At 62.0% G+C, this 18,131-nt stretch carries 23 protein-coding genes; 3 read left to right on the top strand and 20 right to left on the bottom strand.

All coding sequences use genetic code 11. From position 1 onward, the window contains the following. Complete coding sequence (mycP, locus tag ACVZUB_RS09415) at positions 1–1,413, top strand: type VII secretion-associated serine protease mycosin (protein WP_063316703.1); 1,413 nt, start codon at positions 1–3, stop codon at positions 1,411–1,413. 14 nt (positions 1,414–1,427) lie between these two features. Here the strand turns inward: mycP and eccB are convergent, their stop codons facing one another. Beyond that, on the bottom strand, positions 1,428–2,894 hold the full coding sequence (gene eccB, locus ACVZUB_RS09410) for a type VII secretion protein EccB (RefSeq protein ID WP_082845801.1): 1,467 nt from the start codon (positions 2,892–2,894) through the stop codon (positions 1,428–1,430). Between the two features lie 97 nt (positions 2,895–2,991). Here eccB and eccE point away from each other — a divergent pair, with 97 nt between their 5' ends. Then, positions 2,992–4,632, top strand: a complete 1,641-nt coding sequence (gene eccE, locus ACVZUB_RS09405; RefSeq protein WP_054188119.1) for a type VII secretion protein EccE — start codon at positions 2,992–2,994, stop codon at positions 4,630–4,632. A gap of 16 nt (positions 4,633–4,648) precedes the next feature. Here the strand turns inward: eccE and ACVZUB_RS09400 are convergent, their stop codons facing one another. Both ACVZUB_RS09400 and ACVZUB_RS09395 read right to left on the bottom strand, forming a co-directional pair. Then, the gene (locus ACVZUB_RS09400) at positions 4,649–5,206 is read right to left on the bottom strand and encodes an NADPH-dependent FMN reductase (RefSeq protein ID WP_003940967.1); all 558 of its coding nucleotides are present in this window, start codon (positions 5,204–5,206) and stop codon (positions 4,649–4,651) included. Positions 5,207–5,228: 22 nt separating this feature from the next. After that, positions 5,229–5,807 carry a TetR/AcrR family transcriptional regulator gene (locus ACVZUB_RS09395; RefSeq protein WP_003940885.1) on the bottom strand — a complete coding sequence of 193 codons (579 nt, stop codon included), beginning with the start codon at positions 5,805–5,807 and terminating at the stop codon, positions 5,229–5,231. Positions 5,808–5,864: 57 nt separating this feature from the next. On the opposite strand from ACVZUB_RS09395, the gene ACVZUB_RS09390 reads away from it, so the two are divergent. After that, the gene (locus ACVZUB_RS09390; protein ID WP_007728582.1) at positions 5,865–7,007 is read left to right on the top strand and encodes an acyl-CoA dehydrogenase family protein; all 1,143 of its coding nucleotides are present in this window, start codon (positions 5,865–5,867) and stop codon (positions 7,005–7,007) included. 58 nt (positions 7,008–7,065) lie between these two features. Here the strand turns inward: ACVZUB_RS09390 and truA are convergent, their stop codons facing one another. From truA to rpsH, 17 genes are all read right to left on the bottom strand, one after another. Continuing rightward, positions 7,066–7,950, bottom strand: coding sequence for a tRNA pseudouridine(38-40) synthase TruA (truA, locus tag ACVZUB_RS09385; RefSeq protein ID WP_063316705.1), 885 nt, complete (start codon positions 7,948–7,950; stop codon positions 7,066–7,068). Positions 7,951–7,956: 6 nt separating this feature from the next. Beyond that, entirely contained in the window at positions 7,957–8,514 is a 558-nt protein-coding gene (gene rplQ / locus ACVZUB_RS09380; protein ID WP_003940748.1) for a 50S ribosomal protein L17, read from the bottom strand. A 29-nt stretch (positions 8,515–8,543) separates the two neighbouring features. Continuing rightward, the gene (locus tag ACVZUB_RS09375; RefSeq protein ID WP_003941016.1) at positions 8,544–9,605 is read right to left on the bottom strand and encodes a DNA-directed RNA polymerase subunit alpha; all 1,062 of its coding nucleotides are present in this window, start codon (positions 9,603–9,605) and stop codon (positions 8,544–8,546) included. A gap of 120 nt (positions 9,606–9,725) precedes the next feature. Then, on the bottom strand, positions 9,726–10,331 hold the full coding sequence (gene rpsD, locus ACVZUB_RS09370; protein ID WP_003940769.1) for a 30S ribosomal protein S4: 606 nt from the start codon (positions 10,329–10,331) through the stop codon (positions 9,726–9,728). Positions 10,332–10,353: 22 nt separating this feature from the next. Then, complete coding sequence (gene rpsK / locus ACVZUB_RS09365) at positions 10,354–10,767, bottom strand: 30S ribosomal protein S11 (protein ID WP_003940683.1); 414 nt, start codon at positions 10,765–10,767, stop codon at positions 10,354–10,356. After that, positions 10,767–11,141 carry a 30S ribosomal protein S13 gene (rpsM, locus tag ACVZUB_RS09360; protein ID WP_003940834.1) on the bottom strand — a complete coding sequence of 125 codons (375 nt, stop codon included), beginning with the start codon at positions 11,139–11,141 and terminating at the stop codon, positions 10,767–10,769. Before rpsM ends, rpsK begins: the two co-directional genes overlap by 1 nt. Positions 11,142–11,391: 250 nt before the next feature. After that, positions 11,392–11,505, bottom strand: a complete 114-nt coding sequence (rpmJ, locus tag ACVZUB_RS09355; RefSeq protein ID WP_003938068.1) for a 50S ribosomal protein L36 — start codon at positions 11,503–11,505, stop codon at positions 11,392–11,394. 90 nt (positions 11,506–11,595) lie between these two features. Further along, on the bottom strand, positions 11,596–11,817 hold the full coding sequence (infA, locus tag ACVZUB_RS09350; RefSeq protein WP_003418601.1) for a translation initiation factor IF-1: 222 nt from the start codon (positions 11,815–11,817) through the stop codon (positions 11,596–11,598). A gap of 313 nt (positions 11,818–12,130) precedes the next feature. Further along, positions 12,131–12,928, bottom strand: coding sequence for a type I methionyl aminopeptidase (gene map, locus ACVZUB_RS09345; RefSeq protein WP_003940806.1), 798 nt, complete (start codon positions 12,926–12,928; stop codon positions 12,131–12,133). Continuing rightward, a complete protein-coding gene (locus ACVZUB_RS09340) occupies positions 12,928–13,473 on the bottom strand; it encodes an adenylate kinase (RefSeq protein WP_003940868.1) in 546 nt (181 codons plus the stop codon). The genes map and ACVZUB_RS09340 overlap by 1 nt, the downstream gene beginning before the upstream one ends. Continuing rightward, entirely contained in the window at positions 13,470–14,789 is a 1,320-nt protein-coding gene (secY, locus tag ACVZUB_RS09335; protein ID WP_003940773.1) for a preprotein translocase subunit SecY, read from the bottom strand. Before secY ends, ACVZUB_RS09340 begins: the two co-directional genes overlap by 4 nt. Before the next feature lie 276 nt (positions 14,790–15,065). Continuing rightward, complete coding sequence (gene rplO, locus ACVZUB_RS09330; protein WP_003940829.1) at positions 15,066–15,509, bottom strand: 50S ribosomal protein L15; 444 nt, start codon at positions 15,507–15,509, stop codon at positions 15,066–15,068. 2 nt (positions 15,510–15,511) lie between these two features. Continuing rightward, the gene (gene rpmD, locus ACVZUB_RS09325) at positions 15,512–15,691 is read right to left on the bottom strand and encodes a 50S ribosomal protein L30 (protein WP_003940751.1); all 180 of its coding nucleotides are present in this window, start codon (positions 15,689–15,691) and stop codon (positions 15,512–15,514) included. Next, positions 15,691–16,362, bottom strand: a complete 672-nt coding sequence (gene rpsE / locus ACVZUB_RS09320) for a 30S ribosomal protein S5 (RefSeq protein ID WP_003940718.1) — start codon at positions 16,360–16,362, stop codon at positions 15,691–15,693. Before rpsE ends, rpmD begins: the two co-directional genes overlap by 1 nt. 31 nt (positions 16,363–16,393) lie before the next feature. Next, on the bottom strand, positions 16,394–16,801 hold the full coding sequence (rplR, locus tag ACVZUB_RS09315; protein ID WP_003940996.1) for a 50S ribosomal protein L18: 408 nt from the start codon (positions 16,799–16,801) through the stop codon (positions 16,394–16,396). 1 nt (position 16,802) lies between these two features. Further along, complete coding sequence (gene rplF, locus ACVZUB_RS09310) at positions 16,803–17,342, bottom strand: 50S ribosomal protein L6 (RefSeq protein ID WP_003940970.1); 540 nt, start codon at positions 17,340–17,342, stop codon at positions 16,803–16,805. A 14-nt stretch (positions 17,343–17,356) separates the two neighbouring features. Further along, a complete protein-coding gene (gene rpsH / locus ACVZUB_RS09305; protein ID WP_003940873.1) occupies positions 17,357–17,755 on the bottom strand; it encodes a 30S ribosomal protein S8 in 399 nt (132 codons plus the stop codon). Positions 17,756–18,131 lie beyond the last annotated feature (376 nt).

Here is an 18,131-nt window from a genome sequence, read left to right as displayed (position 1 = left end):
ATGGTGATTCGACGTGCAACAAACATCTGCGCCAGTCTCGTGATCGTCGCCTTCAGCGTTCTCGCCGGGGCAGGTGGCGCATCGAGCGCGGTTCCCTCCCCCATCGATCCTGCAATGCTGCCGGAGGACGGTCCGCCCGCACCTCCACAACCCACCGAACAACGAACCCTGTGCGTCCCAGCCGTGGCAGGTGGTGACGATGCGGACATTCCACGTTCTCAACGAGATCTGGGATTCGATTCTGTGTGGCCGATCACCAGAGGGGCCGGACAGCGAATTGCCGTCATCGACACCGGTGTCAGCAGACATCCCCGGCTGCCATCGCTCGACGGCGGCGGTGATTACGTCGGTACCTCCGACGGCACCGACGATTGTGACGCACATGGAACAGTCGTGGCCGGTCTCATCGCCGCCCAGCAAGTCGAGGGTTCCGGATTCTCCGGAGCTGCGCCTGACGCACAGATAATTTCGATCAGGCAGTCCAGTGCCGCCTTCTCGGTGGCCGGCCAACGCGAAGACCCTGCTGCAGCCGAGAACTCATCCGGGTACGGAAACGTCGACACCATGGCATCGGCCGTCCGTCACGCTGCGGACATGGGTGCAAGCGTCATCAACATCTCCGAAGTCGCCTGCAAGCCTGCCGGGGACGGGATCAACGACCAACGACTCGGCGCTGCAATCGAATACGCCACGATCGCGAAGAACGTCGTAGTCGTCGCAGCTGCAGGTAACGTCGGATCCGGAGGTTGCAAGAACCAGAATCCGCCGCCGGATCCCGTCGACCCCTTAGCCGATCCATGGAACTCGGTTGCGACGATTGCCAGTCCGGCTTGGTACGACGACTATGTCCTCACGGTCGGGTCGGTAGACCCCAATGGCGCCGCCAGTTCCTTCAGCCTCGGCGGTCCGTGGGTCGACGTGGCGGCGCCCGGCACCGGAATCACCTCACTTCACCCGACGTCGCCCGGTCTGACCAACGGGGTGTACGGCTCCGACGGCGCCGTACAGTCGTTCAACGGGACCAGTTTCGCTGCGCCCTTTGTCGCGGCAACCGCCGCACTGGTCCGGTCGGTTCACCCGGAACTGACTGCGCCTCAGGTCATGCAACGTATCGAAGCCACCGCCCACGCTCCGGCGCAGGGTTGGAATCCCTACGTCGGTCACGGCGTCATCGATCCACTTGCGGCAGTGACGGGCGAATTGGCCCCAGGAGAACGCGTCAAGGTCAACCATCAGTCGGTGTCGATCGATCCCCTACCCACGCCGCCGACCCCCGACAACCGATCTCGCGACACGGCACTCGTCGGAGCCGGAACGGTCGGCACCCTCGCCCTACTGACGCTGTTGGCATCGATGCCTCTTCGTCGAGTAATTCGTCGGCATCTTCCCGAACGCCAGAACATCGATCCCTGAACCGTCAGCAGTGTTCAGTTCACCGGAGCGGCCGGCGCTGTATCGGGGGCGATTCCGTCGTGAGCTATCAGTGCATTGCTCTTCTCGAGCGCGGGACCTGATGCAAGCAGGTCGAGAATCTGCCAAGGCGCGCGATCAGGCGTTCGCGTCAATCCGAGCGCGCGAGCGGAGGTTTCGTCCGGTACGCCGTACTTCACACCGGTATCGGCTACGTAGAACACTCCGTCGTGCCTGGTGCTGTTCGTCTCGATTCCGGTCGCTTGAACAAATCCGCCGAATCCCTGTTCGACATGGACGTTGTCGAGATTGTCACCCGATCCGTCCGCCTGCGCCAAGGACACCAACTTGCCACCCTCCGGGATCGGAACCTGCAATCCAGCGACAAGTTTCAGCGTTGCAGAACTACTTTCGCCGCCCTCGACTGCAGGTGCGGGAGCCCATTCCAGACAGCCGACAGGTGCGCCGTGATCATCGACGATCTCCGGAACCACCCGCGGCAACAAGTCGACGGCCAGCTCACTCACCGAGGGAATACGACTGATGGCATCAGGGGTGACGCTCGCGATCCCGGTGGCGCCCTGCGAATCCGAAAAGTAGATCAGTTGGGCGAGCGCCGCACCGATCTTCTGGATCCCGTTCTCGAGTACCACGTAGTACTGCGGGTCCGCACCCACCGAAACCTGGACGACGGAGCCGACAGTCTTGTTCTGCAGAGGAAACCGGGGCGCCGATCCCAGTTGGCGGATTCGCGGAGCCTCGATGCGCGGAACTTCGGGAATCGAATTGAGGAATCCGATACTGATCGGCCGCGCCTGTGCTCCTTCCAGGCCCAAAGCCCGCATGATCGCCGGATCGTCCACATCGATTTCCGCTCGCTTCCCGTCGTACACGAGAAAGTGATCGGAACCCGACTTCACCAGGAATGCACGGTCATTCGTCAGATATGTCGTGTTTTCGCCGACATTGGACGAGCCGACCAGGACCGAAGTCGTCAACGATTTTCTCCCGTCGGATCCGACGGAATCGCACACCGTCCACGCGGCGTTGGTAGGGTCGGCCGATTCCGGCAGCGCGGACGGTGCGCCGGGAATGCCGACGAGCGCGCCCCGGGGTTTCGCCTCGACCTCGGATGCCTTGACTATTGCCGGTTTTCCTGGCGAACCCAGAATCAGTCGTGCGGAGGCCAAGTTCAGCACAGGGCGAAACGTACCCTCCATGGCGACGAACATCGCGCCCGATTCCTTTGCAACGACGATCTCTGCATCGCCGATTCTGTCCTGTGGCCGAAACAGAGCGAGTACAGCGCAACCCGCCAATCCCAGTGCAGCGAGGACTATTCCGACGGTGAACGCGCGCGACTGTGATCGCATCGGATCGTGAAGCATCCGCACGTCTCGTCTGACCAGCGCATGTTCCATCCGCCTGACCAAGAATCGGTACCCGTTGACCTGCCAGCGCGTGGTAGGTGTCGCAGCCATCATTCCCCCCGTGCCTTACATCCCCTTGCGAAGACACAGTACAGTTCCGCTGGGGCGGAAATTTTCGGGTAGTTCGCAGGTCAGGTATCGGGGAGGAACCGTGGACCGATCGCGGTTGAAGCATTGGCCGTCGTCACACAGGATTTCGACGCGCGAGTTCGTGCCGGCACAGATTTTCGGAATCGGTGCGGGCGGAATCGCGATGGCCAGTGGGCTCGATTGGTTCTGGGCGCTGGCAATCGGTTGTGTGGTTGCCGGATCAATGCTGCTTCATGTGGGCGGTTGGTCGGTAATGTCCTGGATTGTCAGGTACTTTCGCTATCTGCACCGCAAGGACGTCGACCGCAGCACGATCGTCAGTTTTCACACTCCCTCCGAGCAGTCCATCGGGCTCCGAGTGGACGGATCTTCGCTCGTCGCTGTCGTCGAGATCGCTCCCCCACGCGACTACCTGACCAGGATCGGCCGTCATTCGTTCGACGCTTCCCACCTTCTGCCCACGGCAGCCCTCGCCAATTGTCTCTATCAGCACGACATCTCACTCACCGGCATCGACATCGTCAGTCACGGATACCGCGCCGCGTCGGGAACGCCTGCCACCGAAGTCTACGAACGTCTCATCGGACCACTACCAGCCACCGCCACCAGAAGTGTTTGGCTTGCACTACGTTTCGACGCGCTGGAGGGTGGTGCAGCAGTCGAACGCCGGGGCGGGGGCGAACAGGGCGCCGGCCGCGCGATAGCTGTTGCCGCCAATCGTGTCATCCGGGTGCTCGATTCAGCGGGGTGCAAGGCGCGGATCCTGACCGCACCGGAGATCGCGTCGTCCACTGCCCAGGTGACAAGAGGAGTGGCCGGCCACGAGGTCACCGAAACGTGGCGAAGTACCCCCTTGCCTGGCGTGTCCAACGTCGGATTTGGGATCGAACCCCGTTTCATCACCACTGCGACCCTGACCCGAGTGTGGGCAGTGGCAACGGTCGGGACGTCCGTGACAATTCGGTTACGACCCACCGGACAACGCGGAGAGGCGAAGGTCAGTGCGACATGTCGCTTCACCACGCGCAATCCACCTGAGAACGCACCGCTGGCCGGTTTGGTCTCGCTACGTGGGCGCCAGCGCGACGGATTGCTGACCAACTTGCCAACCGCATTGGCCGCGCTGGACGGCATCACGCCGGGCGTTCGCATGGACGGGGGCACACTCGACTCACTCGCTCTACCCCTTGCCGGGTGCGGCCAACTCATCGGCTCGGACCGAAACGGGCACGGTGTCGCGGCCAGAATTTCGGGGCCGGGCGTCAACACCGTTCTTGTCGCCGGCGAACTCTATCTGGCTCAGCAGTTGATCTTTCGAGCCATCGCGACCGGCGCACTGGTACTCGTCCACACCGATCGACCGCAAGCGTGGACCGCGCTCACCGACTCGATGGGAGTGCCTGACCGACTCCGCGTGTCCGGGCAGGGCGGTGGGCCTGAGGGCGCCTTCAACACTGTCGTGTTCGACGGCGTCGAGGGGTTATCTCCGCGTGCCGGCGTGACCGCAATCTATGTGTACGGACATCCACGCCAATGGCCTCGGGTCGACCCTGAAATCTCGATAGTCCAGCCATTCGCACTCGGTGACAAGATCACGGTCGAAACCGGCCGTACACGCGTCGACCTGACTCTCGTGACCATCGCTTCCGAGACATCGTTCATCGGCCGTCCACGAGCCGGCGACGCTCACCAGATGGCGTGATCGCGTATGTCCAAGATCAGCCGGGATAGGGATCACTTGCACGTTGCATCCGCAATCCGCTTCCCCACCAATCCAATTCACGAATCATCTTCTCGCTTGCATCGATCGCAATCGAATCCACGCCGTACGGCTCGTGTCCGAATTGCTTACGCACCCGGTGAATGGTCACGCTTTGACGCACCGAGACCATGTGCAACTCCGCCACCACTTGCCTCAGTTGCTCGACGGCCCGAACACCACCTGAAATCCCGCCGTAGGACACGAATCCGATCGGCTTGGCACGCCACTCGTGTTTCACCGAATCGAATGCGGTCTTGAGAGCAGCCGGATACCCGTGGTTGTATTCGGAGGTCACGGCGACAACAGCGTCGGCGCGCCCGATTCGCCGGCGGAAAACCTCCGTGGCAGGTGAATCCGAGAAATCCTGGGGCAACGACAGCTCTCTGAGGTCGATCACCGATACGTTCCACGACGGGTTCGCGGTTGCGCGCTCGACAAACCAGTCCGCCACTGCTCGTCCCATTCGCCCCTCGCGGACCGAACCTACGATGACTTCGACGTTCAAAGGTGCCATGAACGTCGATGCTAGCGACTGATCACGCAGTGATCCCGTCCGTGATGAGTGCTGCCAGTTCCCGATAAGCGCTGGCATCGTCCAGACCAGTTGCCCGGTAGACCGCGCGTTGCTGGATCCGAACCATCGTCGCCGCAGCGGCATCGGCGACAAATGATGCGTGTACCTGCCGGAATGCGCCCGAATCGACCCCCTCGACGATGAGCGATCGCACACGATCAGCAGCGATCGACGTGTTCTTCTCGTAGACCTGGCTCGCCGACACCGATTCGGCCAGGTCTTCCATGAACTGACTGGACGCCGCGGACAGCCGATCACCCACTGCTTCGAGATACACCGCGACTCGACGAGTCGGGGCCGTTTCGGCGGCGACTGCACTCTCCACTGCATCGGTCGCCGCCCGGAAGAAGTGCACTGTCACCGCCCGCACCAGATCCTCTTTGCCGGCCGCCACGGTGTACAAGGTGCTCTTGGAGCAGTGCAGACGAGCTGAGATCTCGTCGAGCGTGAGGTGGGCGAAACCCTCGCTCAAGAACAGTTCGACCAATTGATCGAACAACTCTGCCCTGCGCGCAGTCGTCTTGTGAACCAGCCTTGCCATACCTACAACAGTACTGCAGTATCGTTCTCAGTACTATTACCTAGCTAGGAGCCGACCGTGCCCGTCGAACGCCTGATGCCCAGCCAAGAAGCTCGCGATCTCATCGAACTGACGCGTGATGTCGCGGACAAGGTACTCGCGCCCAAGGTCAACGAATACGAGAAGGCCGAGAAGTATCCAGACGGAGTGTTCCCCGCACTCGGACAGGCGGGTCTGCTGAGCCTTCCGTATCCCGAGGAGTTCGGCGGCGGCGATCAGCCGTACGAGGTGTACCTCCAAGTGCTCGAAGAGATCGCCTCACGCTGGGCAGCGGTTGCAGTGGCGGTGAGCGTGCACAGCCTGTCGTGCTTCCCGCTGTTCACCTTCGGCACCGACGAACAGAAGAACCGCTGGCTACCGGACATGCTGGGCGGCAACACCATCGGCGCGTACAGCCTTTCCGAAGCGCAGGCCGGATCCGACGCCGCCGCGTTGTCGTGCAAGGCGACGCCCACCGACGGTGGCTACCGCGTCAACGGTTCGAAAGCCTGGATCACCAACGGCGGCAAGGCGGACTTCTACAACCTCTTCGCACGCACCAGTGACGACGGTTCACGCGGCGTCTCCTGCCTCCTGGTGGACAAGGACACCGAAGGCCTCAGCTTCGGAAAACCCGAAGAGAAGATGGGGCTACGCGCGGTCCCCACTGCCTCCGCGAACTACGACGACGCCTTCATTCCTGAGGAGCGATTGATCGGTCAGCGCGGCCAGGGGCTGCCGATTGCCTTCAGCGCTCTCGACTCCGGCCGACTCGGAATCGCTGCCGTTGCCGTCGGAATCGCTCAAGGCGCGCTCGACGACGCGGTCGCTTACGCGAAGGAGCGCAAGGCATTCGGCAAGCGGATCATCGATCACCAGGGACTCGGTTTCGTGCTCGCGGACATGGCTGCCGCAGTCGACTCCGCGCGAGCCACCTACCTCGATGCAGCCCGCCGCCGCGACGCCGGAGTTCCGTATTCACGCAACGCGAGCGTCGCCAAGCTCGTGGCCACCGACGCGGCAATGAAGGTCACCACCGACGCCGTTCAGGTATTCGGCGGGTACGGATACACCCAGGACTTCCCCGTCGAGCGCTACATGCGCGAGGCCAAGATCACGCAGATCTTCGAGGGCACCAACCAGATTCAGCGATTGGTCATCGCGCGCCAACTGGCGGGATAGCCCCCCCGATACGAATGCCCTCCCACACAGAATGGGAGGGCATTTTGCATGGTGAAGTTCAGTCGCCGCAGCATCCACCCGAAGACGGAATCTCGCGGGTCTCACGGGTAATCGCGTTGCGGGCAGCCAGTTCCGAGTAGTCGGGGTAGTCCACGCGGACCAACGAAAGTCCGTGCGCCGGCGCAACGAGGATGGAACTGGACCGCGAAGTTTCGTCGAGCAAACCTGCCACCCAGTCGGCGGTGCGCCGTCCCTCACCGACGGAGAGGACTGCGCCGACAAGACTGCGAACCATCGACCAGCAGAACGCATCGGCATTCACGTACGCCGTGAACACCGTGCCCTCTTGGCTCCAGTCGAAACGCTGCAGCTCCCGCACCGTCGTGGCGCCTTCTCGACGCTTGCAGAATGCCGCGAAGTTGTGCAGACCCAGCAGCCGATTCGACGCTTCCTGCATCGCTCCGAGATCGAGTGGTTTGGGATACGAGACGGTGTCGCGTGCGCGTAGTGGCTCCACTCCGAACGCCGCGTTGGTCACCCGGTACTCGTAATAACGTCGCATCGCGGAGAAGCGCGCATCGAAGTCACCCGGAACCACCGATATCTGTTTGACCCGAACGTCCTTGGGCAGAAATCGTGCAAGTCTGCGCACGAGTCGCGACGGATCGTCCGGGAGCAACTCTCCCGGAACGTCGACGTGCGCTACCTGACCGGTGGCGTGGACACCGGCGTCGGTTCGACCGGCAACGGTCAACTGAACCGGGCGTCGAAGCACCGTTCCCAACTTGTCTTCGATCTCACCGCACACGGTGCGCAGATCGGTCTGGCGGGCCCAACCCGAGAAGTCGGTGCCGTCGTAGGAGATGTCGAGCCGCAATCGAACGAGCCCGCCGTCCCCGATGGGGGCGGCGGGCTCGTTCGATTCAGCATGTGCCGAAACCAAGGGAGACTAGTCCTTCTTGGCCTCTTCGGCCTCGGGAGCGTCGGCCGCAGTTGCGGTCTCGTTCTCGATGGCCTCGACGACTGCGTCAGCGTTCTCGACCTCAGCCTCGGTCGCGTCGGCCTCTACGGCCTCGACGACGTTCTCTGCGGCGGGAGCTTCCTGCGAGGACTTGACGCGACGAGCGCGGTCAGCCTCGGAGGTGACGGTCTTTTCCTTGACGAGCTCGATGATTGCCATCGGAGCGTTATCACCCTTGCGGGGGATCGTCTTGATGATGCGGGTGTATCCACCGTTACGGTCCGCGTAGAACGGGCCGATCTCGGCGAACAGGGTGTGAACGACATCCTTGTTGCGGATGACCTTCAGCACCTCACGACGGTGAGCCAGCGTGCCGGCCTTTGCGTGCGTGACGAGCTTCTCGGCGTAGGGGCGCAGTGCCTTGGCCTTGGACTCGGTGGTGGTGATGCGACCGTGCTCGAAGAGCGCGGTAGCCAGATTGGCGAAAATCGCCTTCTGGTGGGAAGCCGACCCGCCGAAGCGGGCACCCTTCTTGGGCTTGGGCATGATGATCTCCTAGTAAAGGACCTGAGCTGCTACAGCTGTTCGGTCTCGGCGTAGTCCTCGGTACCTTCGGCATCGCCGAAGGAACCGGCATCAGTGTCACTCCACGTTCCGGTGGCGGCGTCGTAGCCGGCAACGGTGGTGGGATCGAAGGATGCGGGGCTGTCCTTGAGGGACAGGCCGAGCGAATGCAGCTTGACCTTGACCTCGTCGATGGACTTCTGTCCGAAGTTGCGGATGTCGAGCAGATCGGACTCGGTACGGCCGACAAGCTCACCGACGGTGTGAACACCTTCGCGCTTGAGGCAGTTGTAGGAGCGGACCGTGAGGTCCAGATCCTCGATGGGGAGTCCGAAGGAAGCGATGTGATCGGCCTCGGCAGGCGAGGGTCCGATCTCGATTCCTTCTGCTTCGACGTTCAGCTCACGGGCCAGGCCGAAGAGCTCAACCAGGGTCTTGCCCGCCGAAGCGAGCGCGTCCCGTGCGGTGATGGAGTTCTTCGTTTCCACGTCGAGAACGAGCCGATCGAAGTCGGTGCGCTGTTCGACGCGAGTGGCCTCCACCTTGTAGGTGACCTTGAGCACCGGCGAGTAGATCGAGTCGACCGGGATACGGCCGATCTCTGCGCCGGACGCCTTGTTCTGAACGGCGGGGACATAGCCGCGACCGCGCTCGACTACGAGCTCGATCTCCAGCTTTCCCTTGTCGTTCAGGGTGGCGATGTGCAGATCAGGGTTGTTCACGGTGACGCCTGCCGGGGGCACGATGTCGCCTGCAGTAACAGCGCCGGGGCCCTGCTTGCGGACGTACATGGTGACCGGCTCGTCCTCTTCGGAGTTCACGACGAGGCCCTTGAGGTTCAGGATGATGTCGGTGACATCTTCCTTCACGCCCGGGACGGTGGTGAACTCGTGGAGAACGCCGTCGATACGGATGCTGGTGACAGCAGCGCCGGGGATCGACGAGAGCAGCGTGCGGCGCAGCGAATTGCCGAGCGTGTACCCGAAACCTGGCTCCAGGGGCTCGATGACGAACTTCGAGCGGTTATCAGCGATGACCTCTTCGGTCAGCGTGGGTCGCTGAGAAATGAGCATTGGTATTTCCTCCTGTACGGACGTCCACTATTTGACGCCCACGATGGGAAAGGGCCTGCGGCCCTGTGAGTGGTTGAGGAGTCCGGAGACTCCTCAACCACTCACGGGGTGCGAAGCGCCTTACTTCGAGTAGTACTCGACGATGAGCTGTTCCTGCAGAGCAATGTCGATCTGCGCGCGCTCGGGAAGCTGGTGAACCAGGATCCGCAGACGCGAGCCGACAACCTGCAGCCACCCGGGAACCGGGCGATCGCCGACGGTCTCACGCGCAACCTGGAACGGAAGCGTGGAGAGCGACTTCTCCTTGACATCGATGATGTCGTACTGCGAGACGCGGTAGCTCGGGATGTCGACCTTCTTGTTGTTCACGAGAAGGTGACCGTGCGTGACCAGCTGACGTGCCTGACGGCGCGTGCGAGCGAGGCCTGCGCGGTACACGACGTTGTCGAGACGCGACTCGAGGATGCGAAGCAGGTTCTCGCCGGTCTTGCCGGGGCGGTTGTTCGCCTCCTTGTAGTACAGGCGGAACTGCTTCTCCATGACGCCGTAGGTGAAGCGAGCCTTCTGCTTCTCCTGCAGCTGGAGCAGGTACTCGCTCTCCTTGATACGCGCGCGGCCGTGCTGTCCGGGCGGGTACGGGCGACGCTCGAATGCCTGGTCGCCTCCAACGAGGTCGACGCGCAGACGACGCGACTTGCGGGTGATGGGTCCGGTATAACGTGCCATTTTCTTCTACCTATCCTTCCCGCTATACCCGACGCCGCTTGGGCGGACGGCAGCCGTTGTGCGGCTGGGGGGTTACATCGGAAATGGTGCCGACCTCGAGGCCAGCGGCCTGGAGGGAACGGATTGCGGTCTCGCGACCGGATCCCGGTCCCTTGACGAAGACGTCAACCTTCTTGACACCGTGCTCCTGCGCCTTACGGGCAGCGCTCTCAGCAGCAAGCTGAGCGGCGAAGGGAGTCGACTTACGCGAACCCTTGAAGCCGACGTGTCCCGAAGACGCCCAGGAAATGACATTTCCGGCGGGGTCCGTGATGGACACGATGGTGTTGTTGAAGGTGCTCTTGATGTGAGCGGCGCCGTGCGGGATGTTCTTCTTATCCCTGCGACGCGTCTTCTGGGTCTTCTTCGGACCGGTGCTACGTGACTTCGGGGGCATTACTTCGCCTTCTTCTTGCCGGCAATGGTGCGCTTCGGACCCTTACGGGTACGGGCGTTGGTCTTGGTGCGCTGACCACGCACGGGCAGACCACGACGGTGGCGCAGGCCCTGGTAGCAGCCGATCTCGATCTTGCGACGGATGTCGGCCTGAACCTCGCGGCGAAGGTCACCCTCGACCTTGAGCGACTCCTCGATGTACTCGCGGAGCTTTGCCAGGTCCTCGTCCGAGAGGTCCTTGCTCCGGAGATCCGGGCTGACGCCGGTGGCGTCAAGGATTTCCTTGGAGCGGGTACGGCCGATGCCGTAGATGTATGTCAGTGCGATCTCCATGCGCTTTTCGCGAGGAAGATCAACACCAGAGAGACGTGCCATGGTGGCATTTCCTTATCGGTGTGCGGAGGTCTGCTCCCAGCCCTTCCCCTGTGCCTCTTGCCGAGTACCGACGCCCGAAGGCGCAGATGATCTCATCAACTAACTCAGTGGGGCCCCGGCCTCCGTGCCGGGGGTGAACCATTGTCCGACCTTGGCGATCGGTGAACGATCGCGTGGGGTCTCGTCAACAATGGCTGGTACTGGGAGGTCTTCTTTGCTTGTTGCCAAGCAGATCTTCGAAAAGCTAGATCTAGCCCTGACGCTGCTTGTGACGCAGGTTCTCGCAGATCACCATGACTCGACCGTTACGGCGAATCACTTTGCACTTCTCGCAGATCTTCTTGACGCTCGGCTGAACCTTCACGTCTTCTGATCTCCTGTTTTGTCGCAGCCCGCCGCGATGAACCGCGGCAGACATACTTCTCCCTGACCCAGGTCAGGTCCGGGAAGTTCGTTACTTGTAGCGGTAAACGATGCGTCCGCGCGACAAATCGTAGGGCGAGAGCTCTACGACAACGCGATCTTCCGGGAGGATGCGAATGTAGTGCTGACGCATCTTTCCGCTGATGTGGGCGAGGACCTTGTGGCCATTCTCGAGCTCAATGCGGAACATCGCATTGGGCAGCGGCTCGACTACTCGTCCTTCGACCTCGATGGCCCCGTCTTTCTTAGCCATATCCTCCGCGATCCGTTTGGTTTGGCATGCTTCGTGCATCGGCTTCCGTTACATTGGCACGCAATGGAAAGATCGTCGGCAGTTCGAAAGCCCGATCCCGGAGCGATCCGGGCGTAGGCACACGAACTATCGACGCGCATAGCGCACCGCCTAGCCATGTTACGCGATGTAAACGACCAGGCCAAATGCGCCTCCGGTCAGGGTGACGACGCACACCGCTCCCCCATCGAAAAAGTCCCAGCCTCGAAATGAGGCTGGGACTTCTCGAACATGAATCATGCTCGCTGCCAACACTTGTCAGCGACTGTGTCGACTACTCCGGCCGGAGTGTCAGAATCCGCGGACCGTCTTCGGTCACTGCGACAGTGTGTTCCCAGTGCGCCGCACGGGACCCGTCGGTCGTCACAACGGTCCAGTCGTCGTCGAGAATCACCGTGTCGGTGGTGCCGAGCGTGAGCATCGGCTCAATCGCCAGGCACGATCCGACAACCAGTTCAGGACCCTTACCCGGGGCACCTTCATTGGCGAGGAACGGATCCATGTGCATTTCCCGGCCGATTCCGTGTCCGCCGTATCCGTCGACGATGCCGTAGGAACGACCGTGCAACTTCTCGGCGGCATGAGTGCCGACCTCGATCGCGTGCGAAACATCCGTCAGACGGTTGCCGGCGATCATTGCCGCGATCCCGGCTTCCATAGAAAGCCGAGTGGCTTCGCTGAGCTCCTGATCGGCGACGCTGATCTCACCGACACCGAACGTCCAAGCGGAGTCACCGTGCCATCCGTCGAGGATCGCGCCACAGTCGATGGAAACCAGGTCGCCTTCAGCCAGGATGTCCTGAGCTGAAGGGATTCCGTGAACGACGCGATCGTTGACCGAAGAGCAGATCGAGCCGGTGAAGCCGTGGTACCCGAGGAACGAGGGCACGGCGCCGGCGTCACGAATGACGGATTCAGCGACCGCGTTCAATTCCAAAGTGCTGACACCGGGCTTCGCCGCAGCGCGAACCGCCACCAGAGCCGAACCCACGATCGCGCCGGCAGCAGCCATCGCGTCGAGTTCGCCCGCGGAGCGGAACGGAACAACCTTGCGTTTGCGCCCGAAGACCATTACTTACCCAACGCTGCCAGTGCGCGAGCGTTGACCTCTTCGACCTCGCCGATCGCGTCGACGGAGACGATGCTGTCCTTGTAGTAATCGAACAGCGGTGACGTCTCGTCGCGGTAGACCCGGAGTCGGTTGCGAATGACGTCCTCGGTGTCGTCGGCACGACCGCGGGCGAGCATACGCTCGACCACGATGTCCTCGTCGACGACGAAGGAGAGGACACCGTCGAGCTTGGTGTCGAGATCCTTCAAGATTCCCTCGAGTGCCTGAGCCTGTTCGACCGAGCGCGGAAATCCGTCGAGAAGGAAACCGTTTGCTGCGTCCGGTTCTGCGACGCGAGCCTTCACCATGTCGTTGGTGATCGAGCTCGGTACGAGTTCGCCGGCGTCGATGTACTTCTTTGCTTCCACACCGAGAGCGGTGGCCTGACCGATGTTCGCGCGGAAGAGATCACCCGTGGAGATATGGGGAACGCCGAACTTCTCGGACAAGATAGCGGCCTGGGTGCCCTTGCCGGCACCGGGAGGACCAAGGAGGACAAGTCTCACTTGAGGAACCCTTCATAGTTACGCTGCATTAGCTGACTCTCGATCTGCTTCACGGTGTCCAGGCCGACGCTGACCATGATCAGCACCGCGGTGCCACCGAACGGCAGGTTCTGCGCGCCGCCGCCGTTCCCGATGTCGAGGAACAGGTTGGGCAGAACAGCAATGGTGCCGAGGTAAATCGCACCCGGAAGGGTGATGCGACTCAGCACGTAGTTGAGGTAGTCCGCGGTCGGCTGACCGGGTCGGATACCGGGGATGAAGCCGCCGAACTTCTTCATCTCGTCGGCGCGCTCTTCGGGATTGAAGGTGATGGCGACGTAGAAGTACGTGAAGAAGACGATCAGGCCGAAGTAGATCGCGATGTACACCGGGTTGGCCGGATTCACCAGGTAGGTGTTGATGAGGCGCTGCCACCAACTGGGGTCGACCGCTGTACTGGCCGAAGTCAGCTGTGCAATCAAGTTCGGGAGGTACAGCAGTGAAGACGCGAAGATCACCGGGATGACGCCGGCCTGGTTCACCTTCAGAGGCAGGTACGTCGAGGAACCGCCGTACATCTTGCGTCCGACCATCCGCTTCGCGTACTGCACCGGGATACGACGCTGACCCTGCTCGACGAAGACGACACCGGCGATGATCAGCAGCGCTGCGAGGCAGACGAAGGCGAAGACCAGCGGACCACGGCTGTCGAGGATTGCCTTGCCCTCGCTCGGGATACGCGATGCGATACCGGCGAAGATGAGGAGGGACATACCGTTGCCGACGCCACGTTCGGTGATGACCTCGCCGAACCACATGACCATGGCAGCACCGGCAGTCATGACCAGCACGATGATGACAAGACCGAAGATCGACTTGTCGGCGATGATGTCGTCACAGCCCTGGAGCAACTGTCCGCGTGCCGCAAGAGCGACGATGCCGGTCGACTGCAGGATTGCCAGAGCAATGGACAGGTAACGCGTGTACTGCGTCATCTTGGCCTGGCCGGACTGGCCTTCTTTCCGAAGTTCCTCGAACTTCGGAATCACCACGGTCAGCAGCTGCACGATGATGCTCGCCGTGATGTACGGCATGATGCCGATCGCAAAGATCGACATCTGCAGTAGAGCGCCGCCGGAGAACAGGTTGATCAGCGAGTAGATACCTGCTGAGTCACCGGAGTTGGCGATATCGATGCACTGACGCACACGGCCGTAGTCGACACCTGGGGACGGGATGAGAGCGCCGACCCGATACAGAGCCACCAAGCCGAGGGTGAAGAGGATCTTCCGCCTCAGGTCTGGGGTCCTGAGGGCCGAGACGAAGGCGGAAAGCAAAGATCCTCCTGGCACGACGGTAGGGAGACAGATCGTTTTGACCTGTCGAACTTTTGAACTCTAACAGTGAGCATTTGGGAACTAGGCGGGCAGACCACGAAAACCGGGTAAGCCGAAGATACATTTGCCACTCGGTGACCAGAATACTGGCCCGTCCGAGCATGCACGACCAGTCTGTGACAAGACCTCGTACCTGTGACACGACCTCGTAGACGCCGATGGCCGCACCGCAGCAAACGCTGCGCTGCGGCCATCGGACTAGCTACGCGTGATCACTCACAGCTCGGTGGCGGAACCACCGGCAGCAGCAATCTTTTCCTTGGCGGAACCGGTGAACTTGTCGACGGTCACCTGAACGGCAACTGTCAGTTCGCCGTCGCCCAGAACCTTGACGAGCTGGTTCTTGCGGACTGCGCCCTTGGCGACGAGATCCTCGACCGTGATTGCTCCACCTTCGGGGAACAGACGGGCGATGTCGCCGACATTGACGACCTGGTACTCGACGCGGAACGGGTTCGTGAAGCCCTTGAGCTTGGGCAGACGCATGTGAAGCGGCATCTGTCCACCCTCGAAGCCCACGCGCACGGTGTTACGTGCCTTGGTGCCCTTGGTACCGCGACCTGCGGTCTTACCACGCTTGCCGCCCTCACCGCGTCCAACACGAATCTTGTTGGACTTGGATCCCGGAGCGGGGCGCAGGTGGTGCAGTTTGATGGTCATGGTTAGACCTCCTCAACTGTTACGAGGTGGCGCACCACGTTGATCAGACCGCGGTTCTGTGCGTTGTCCTCACGAACAACGGTCTGACGGATGCCCTTGAGACCCAGCGTGCGCAGAGAATCCTTCTGGTTCTGCTTGGTCCCGATGATGCTCTTGATCTGAGTGACCTTGAGATCTGCCATTACTTCACACTCCCAGCAGCCTGTGCGCGAGCGCGAAGCATGCCGGCGGGTGCAACCTCTTCGAGGGTGAGGCCGCGGCGAGCCGCAACTTCCTCGGGACGCTGCAGACCCTTGAGCGCAGCAACGGTCGCATGCACGACGTTGATGGCGTTGTCGCTACCGAGCGACTTCGACAGGATGTCCGCGATACCAGCGCACTCCAGCACGGCGCGCACAGCGCCACCGGCGATAACACCGGTACCGGGGCTTGCCGGGCGAAGCATGACGATGCCGGCAGCAGCCTCACCCTGAACGGGGTGAGTGATGGTGTTGGCGATCATCGGGACGCGGAAGAAGCTCTTGCGAGCCTCCTCGACACCCTTCTGGATGGCCGCGGGAACTTCCTTGGCCTTTCCGTAGCCGACGCCGACCAGTCCGTTGCCGTCTCCGACGATCACCAGAGCGGTGAAGCTGAAGCGACGACCACCCTTGACGACCTTGGAAACGCGGTTGATCGTGACAACGCGCTCGATGAACTGTGACTTCTCCGCAGCGTTTCCGCCACGGCCACCGTCGCGACGGTCACGGCCGCCACCACGGTTGTCCCCACGAGCGTTGCTGTTGTCACCGCTGTTGGGGCCATTCTGTCCGGCGGGTCCGCTTCCGCCGTCACGCCTTTGACGTCCCGGCATCAGGCTGTCCTTCCGTTGAAAATGTTGGTCATCAGAACTTCAACCCGCCTTCGCGAGCCGCGTCTGCCAGGGCCGCGATGCGACCGTGGTAGCCGTGTCCGCCGTGGTCGAAGACAACTGCTTCCACGCCGGCAGCCTTGGCGCGCTCGGCGATCAGCTGACCGACCTTCGCGCTCGCAGCCTTCTTGTCGCCTTCTGCCACGCGCACGTCTGCTTCGATGGTCGACGCGGAGGCCAGGGTGTGGCCGGCCAGGTCGTCCACGAGCTGGACGTGGATGTGGCGCGAGGACCGGTTGACGACCAAGCGGGGACGCTCGGGCGTGCCGGAGACCTTCTTGCGGAGACGGAAGTGACGACGCGTCTTCGAGAGACGACGCTTGGTGGACGCATCCTTGCCCAGCGGAATCCGCTTGGCTTTCTGGTTTGCAGTCTGGCTCATATCACTTACCCGTCTTTCCGACCTTGCGGCGGATCTGCTCACCCTCGTAACGCACGCCCTTACCCTTGTACGGGTCCGGACGACGGAGACGACGGATGTTGGCCGAGATCTGCCCGACCTTCTGCTTGTCGATGCCGGACACCGAGAACCGGGTGGGCGACTCGACGACGAAGGTGATGCCTTCAGGAGCCTCGATCGGCACCGGGTGGCTGAAGCCGAGCGCGAACTCGAGGTCCTTGCCCTTCAGTGCCACACGGTAACCAACACCGTGGATCTCCATCTTCTTCGTGTAACCCTCGGTGACACCGGTGATGATGTTCGCAACCAGGGTCCGCGACAGACCGTGCAGCGCGCGGCTACGACGCTCGTCGTCGGGGCGCGTGACGCTCAGCGAGCCGTCCTCTGCCTTTTCGATTGCGATGGGCTCGGAGATGGTCAGCGCGAGGGTGCCCTTGGGACCCTTGACGGTGACATCCTGGCCGCTGATCGTGACGTCAACGCCCGCGGGGACGGTGACCGGAATCTTTCCAATACGCGACATTGTGGTGGCCTCCCTTACCAGACGTAGGCGAGGACTTCCCCGCCTACTCCTTGATTGGCCGCCTGGCGATCGGTGAGCAGACCGGACGACGTGGAGATGATGGCCACGCCGAGGCCTCCGAGGACCTTGGGCAGGTTGGTGGACTTCGCGTAAACCCGGAGACCGGGCTTGGAAACGCGACGCACGCCGGCGAGGCTACGCTCGCGGCTGGGACCGTACTTCAGATCGACGATGAGGGTCTTGCCGACCTCTGCGTCTTCGGTACGGAAATCGGAGATGTAGCCCTCGCGCTTGAGGATCTCGGCGATGTTCGCCTTGATCTTCGAGTGGGGAAGCTTCACCTCATCGTGGTACGCCGTGTTGGCGTTGCGCAGACGCGTCAAGAAGTCTGCGATGGGGTCAGTCATGGTCATAGGTCGACCTCGACACCTTTCTCGCTGTGGTTCCCATGCAACACCGGACGAATCCGATCGTGGGCCTCCAGCAATTCGGCTGGGCCGTCCGACTTGTGTCAGACGGCGTAAGTTACCGCACCGAGCTGAACGCATGCGTCAGCCACGGCAACCGCTCTAGTGTAGGGAACTTTGGCGCAGGTGTCCACCGGGATGCCATGTCACCTCCCCCACCGCCACCCGAAGGTCGCTGATCGGGACGGTATCGACGCACCCCGAAATCTGAACTGCTCGTTCGGCACAGAAGAACGACACCGACGAACGATGATCGCTTTCAACCAGAGTCGCAGCGGGACAGTTCTTTTCAGGATCGGCTCGACACGCATCTTGATGGAAA

This window comes from Rhodococcus sp. OS5 (assembly GCF_056837585.1).
Note: the sequence above shows the minus strand (reverse complement) of the source record. Positions and strands in the feature narration are given on the sequence as shown.

Coding starts and splice junctions, on each gene's coding strand:
- rpsH (WP_003940873.1), bottom strand. CDS start 17,755: ATGACCATGACTGACCCCATCGCAGACTTCTTGACGCGTCTGCGCAAC.
- eccB (WP_082845801.1), bottom strand. CDS start 2,894: ATGATGGCTGCGACACCTACCACGCGCTGGCAGGTCAACGGGTACCGA.
- rpsD (WP_003940769.1), bottom strand. CDS start 10,331: ATGGCACGTTATACCGGACCCATCACCCGCAAGTCGCGTCGTCTGCGC.
- infA (WP_003418601.1), bottom strand. CDS start 11,817: ATGGCTAAGAAAGACGGGGCCATCGAGGTCGAAGGACGAGTAGTCGAG.
- ACVZUB_RS09375 (WP_003941016.1), bottom strand. CDS start 9,605: ATGCTCATTTCTCAGCGACCCACGCTGACCGAAGAGGTCATCGCTGAT.
- rpmD (WP_003940751.1), bottom strand. CDS start 15,691: ATGGCAGATCTCAAGGTCACTCAGATCAAGAGCATCATCGGGACCAAG.
- rplR (WP_003940996.1), bottom strand. CDS start 16,801: ATGAGCCAGACTGCAAACCAGAAAGCCAAGCGGATTCCGCTGGGCAAG.
- rpsE (WP_003940718.1), bottom strand. CDS start 16,362: ATGCCGGGACGTCAAAGGCGTGACGGCGGAAGCGGACCCGCCGGACAG.
- rplF (WP_003940970.1), bottom strand. CDS start 17,342: ATGTCGCGTATTGGAAAGATTCCGGTCACCGTCCCCGCGGGCGTTGAC.
- rpsM (WP_003940834.1), bottom strand. CDS start 11,141: ATGGCACGTCTCTCTGGTGTTGATCTTCCTCGCGAAAAGCGCATGGAG.
- rpsK (WP_003940683.1), bottom strand. CDS start 10,767: ATGCCCCCGAAGTCACGTAGCACCGGTCCGAAGAAGACCCAGAAGACG.
- mycP (WP_063316703.1), top strand. CDS start 1: ATGGTGATTCGACGTGCAACAAACATCTGCGCCAGTCTCGTGATCGTC.
- rplO (WP_003940829.1), bottom strand. CDS start 15,509: ATGACCATCAAACTGCACCACCTGCGCCCCGCTCCGGGATCCAAGTCC.
- ACVZUB_RS09400 (WP_003940967.1), bottom strand. CDS start 5,206: ATGGCACCTTTGAACGTCGAAGTCATCGTAGGTTCGGTCCGCGAGGGG.
- rplQ (WP_003940748.1), bottom strand. CDS start 8,514: ATGCCCAAGCCCAAGAAGGGTGCCCGCTTCGGCGGGTCGGCTTCCCAC.
- map (WP_003940806.1), bottom strand. CDS start 12,928: ATGGTCTTCGGGCGCAAACGCAAGGTTGTTCCGTTCCGCTCCGCGGGC.
- ACVZUB_RS09395 (WP_003940885.1), bottom strand. CDS start 5,807: ATGGCAAGGCTGGTTCACAAGACGACTGCGCGCAGGGCAGAGTTGTTC.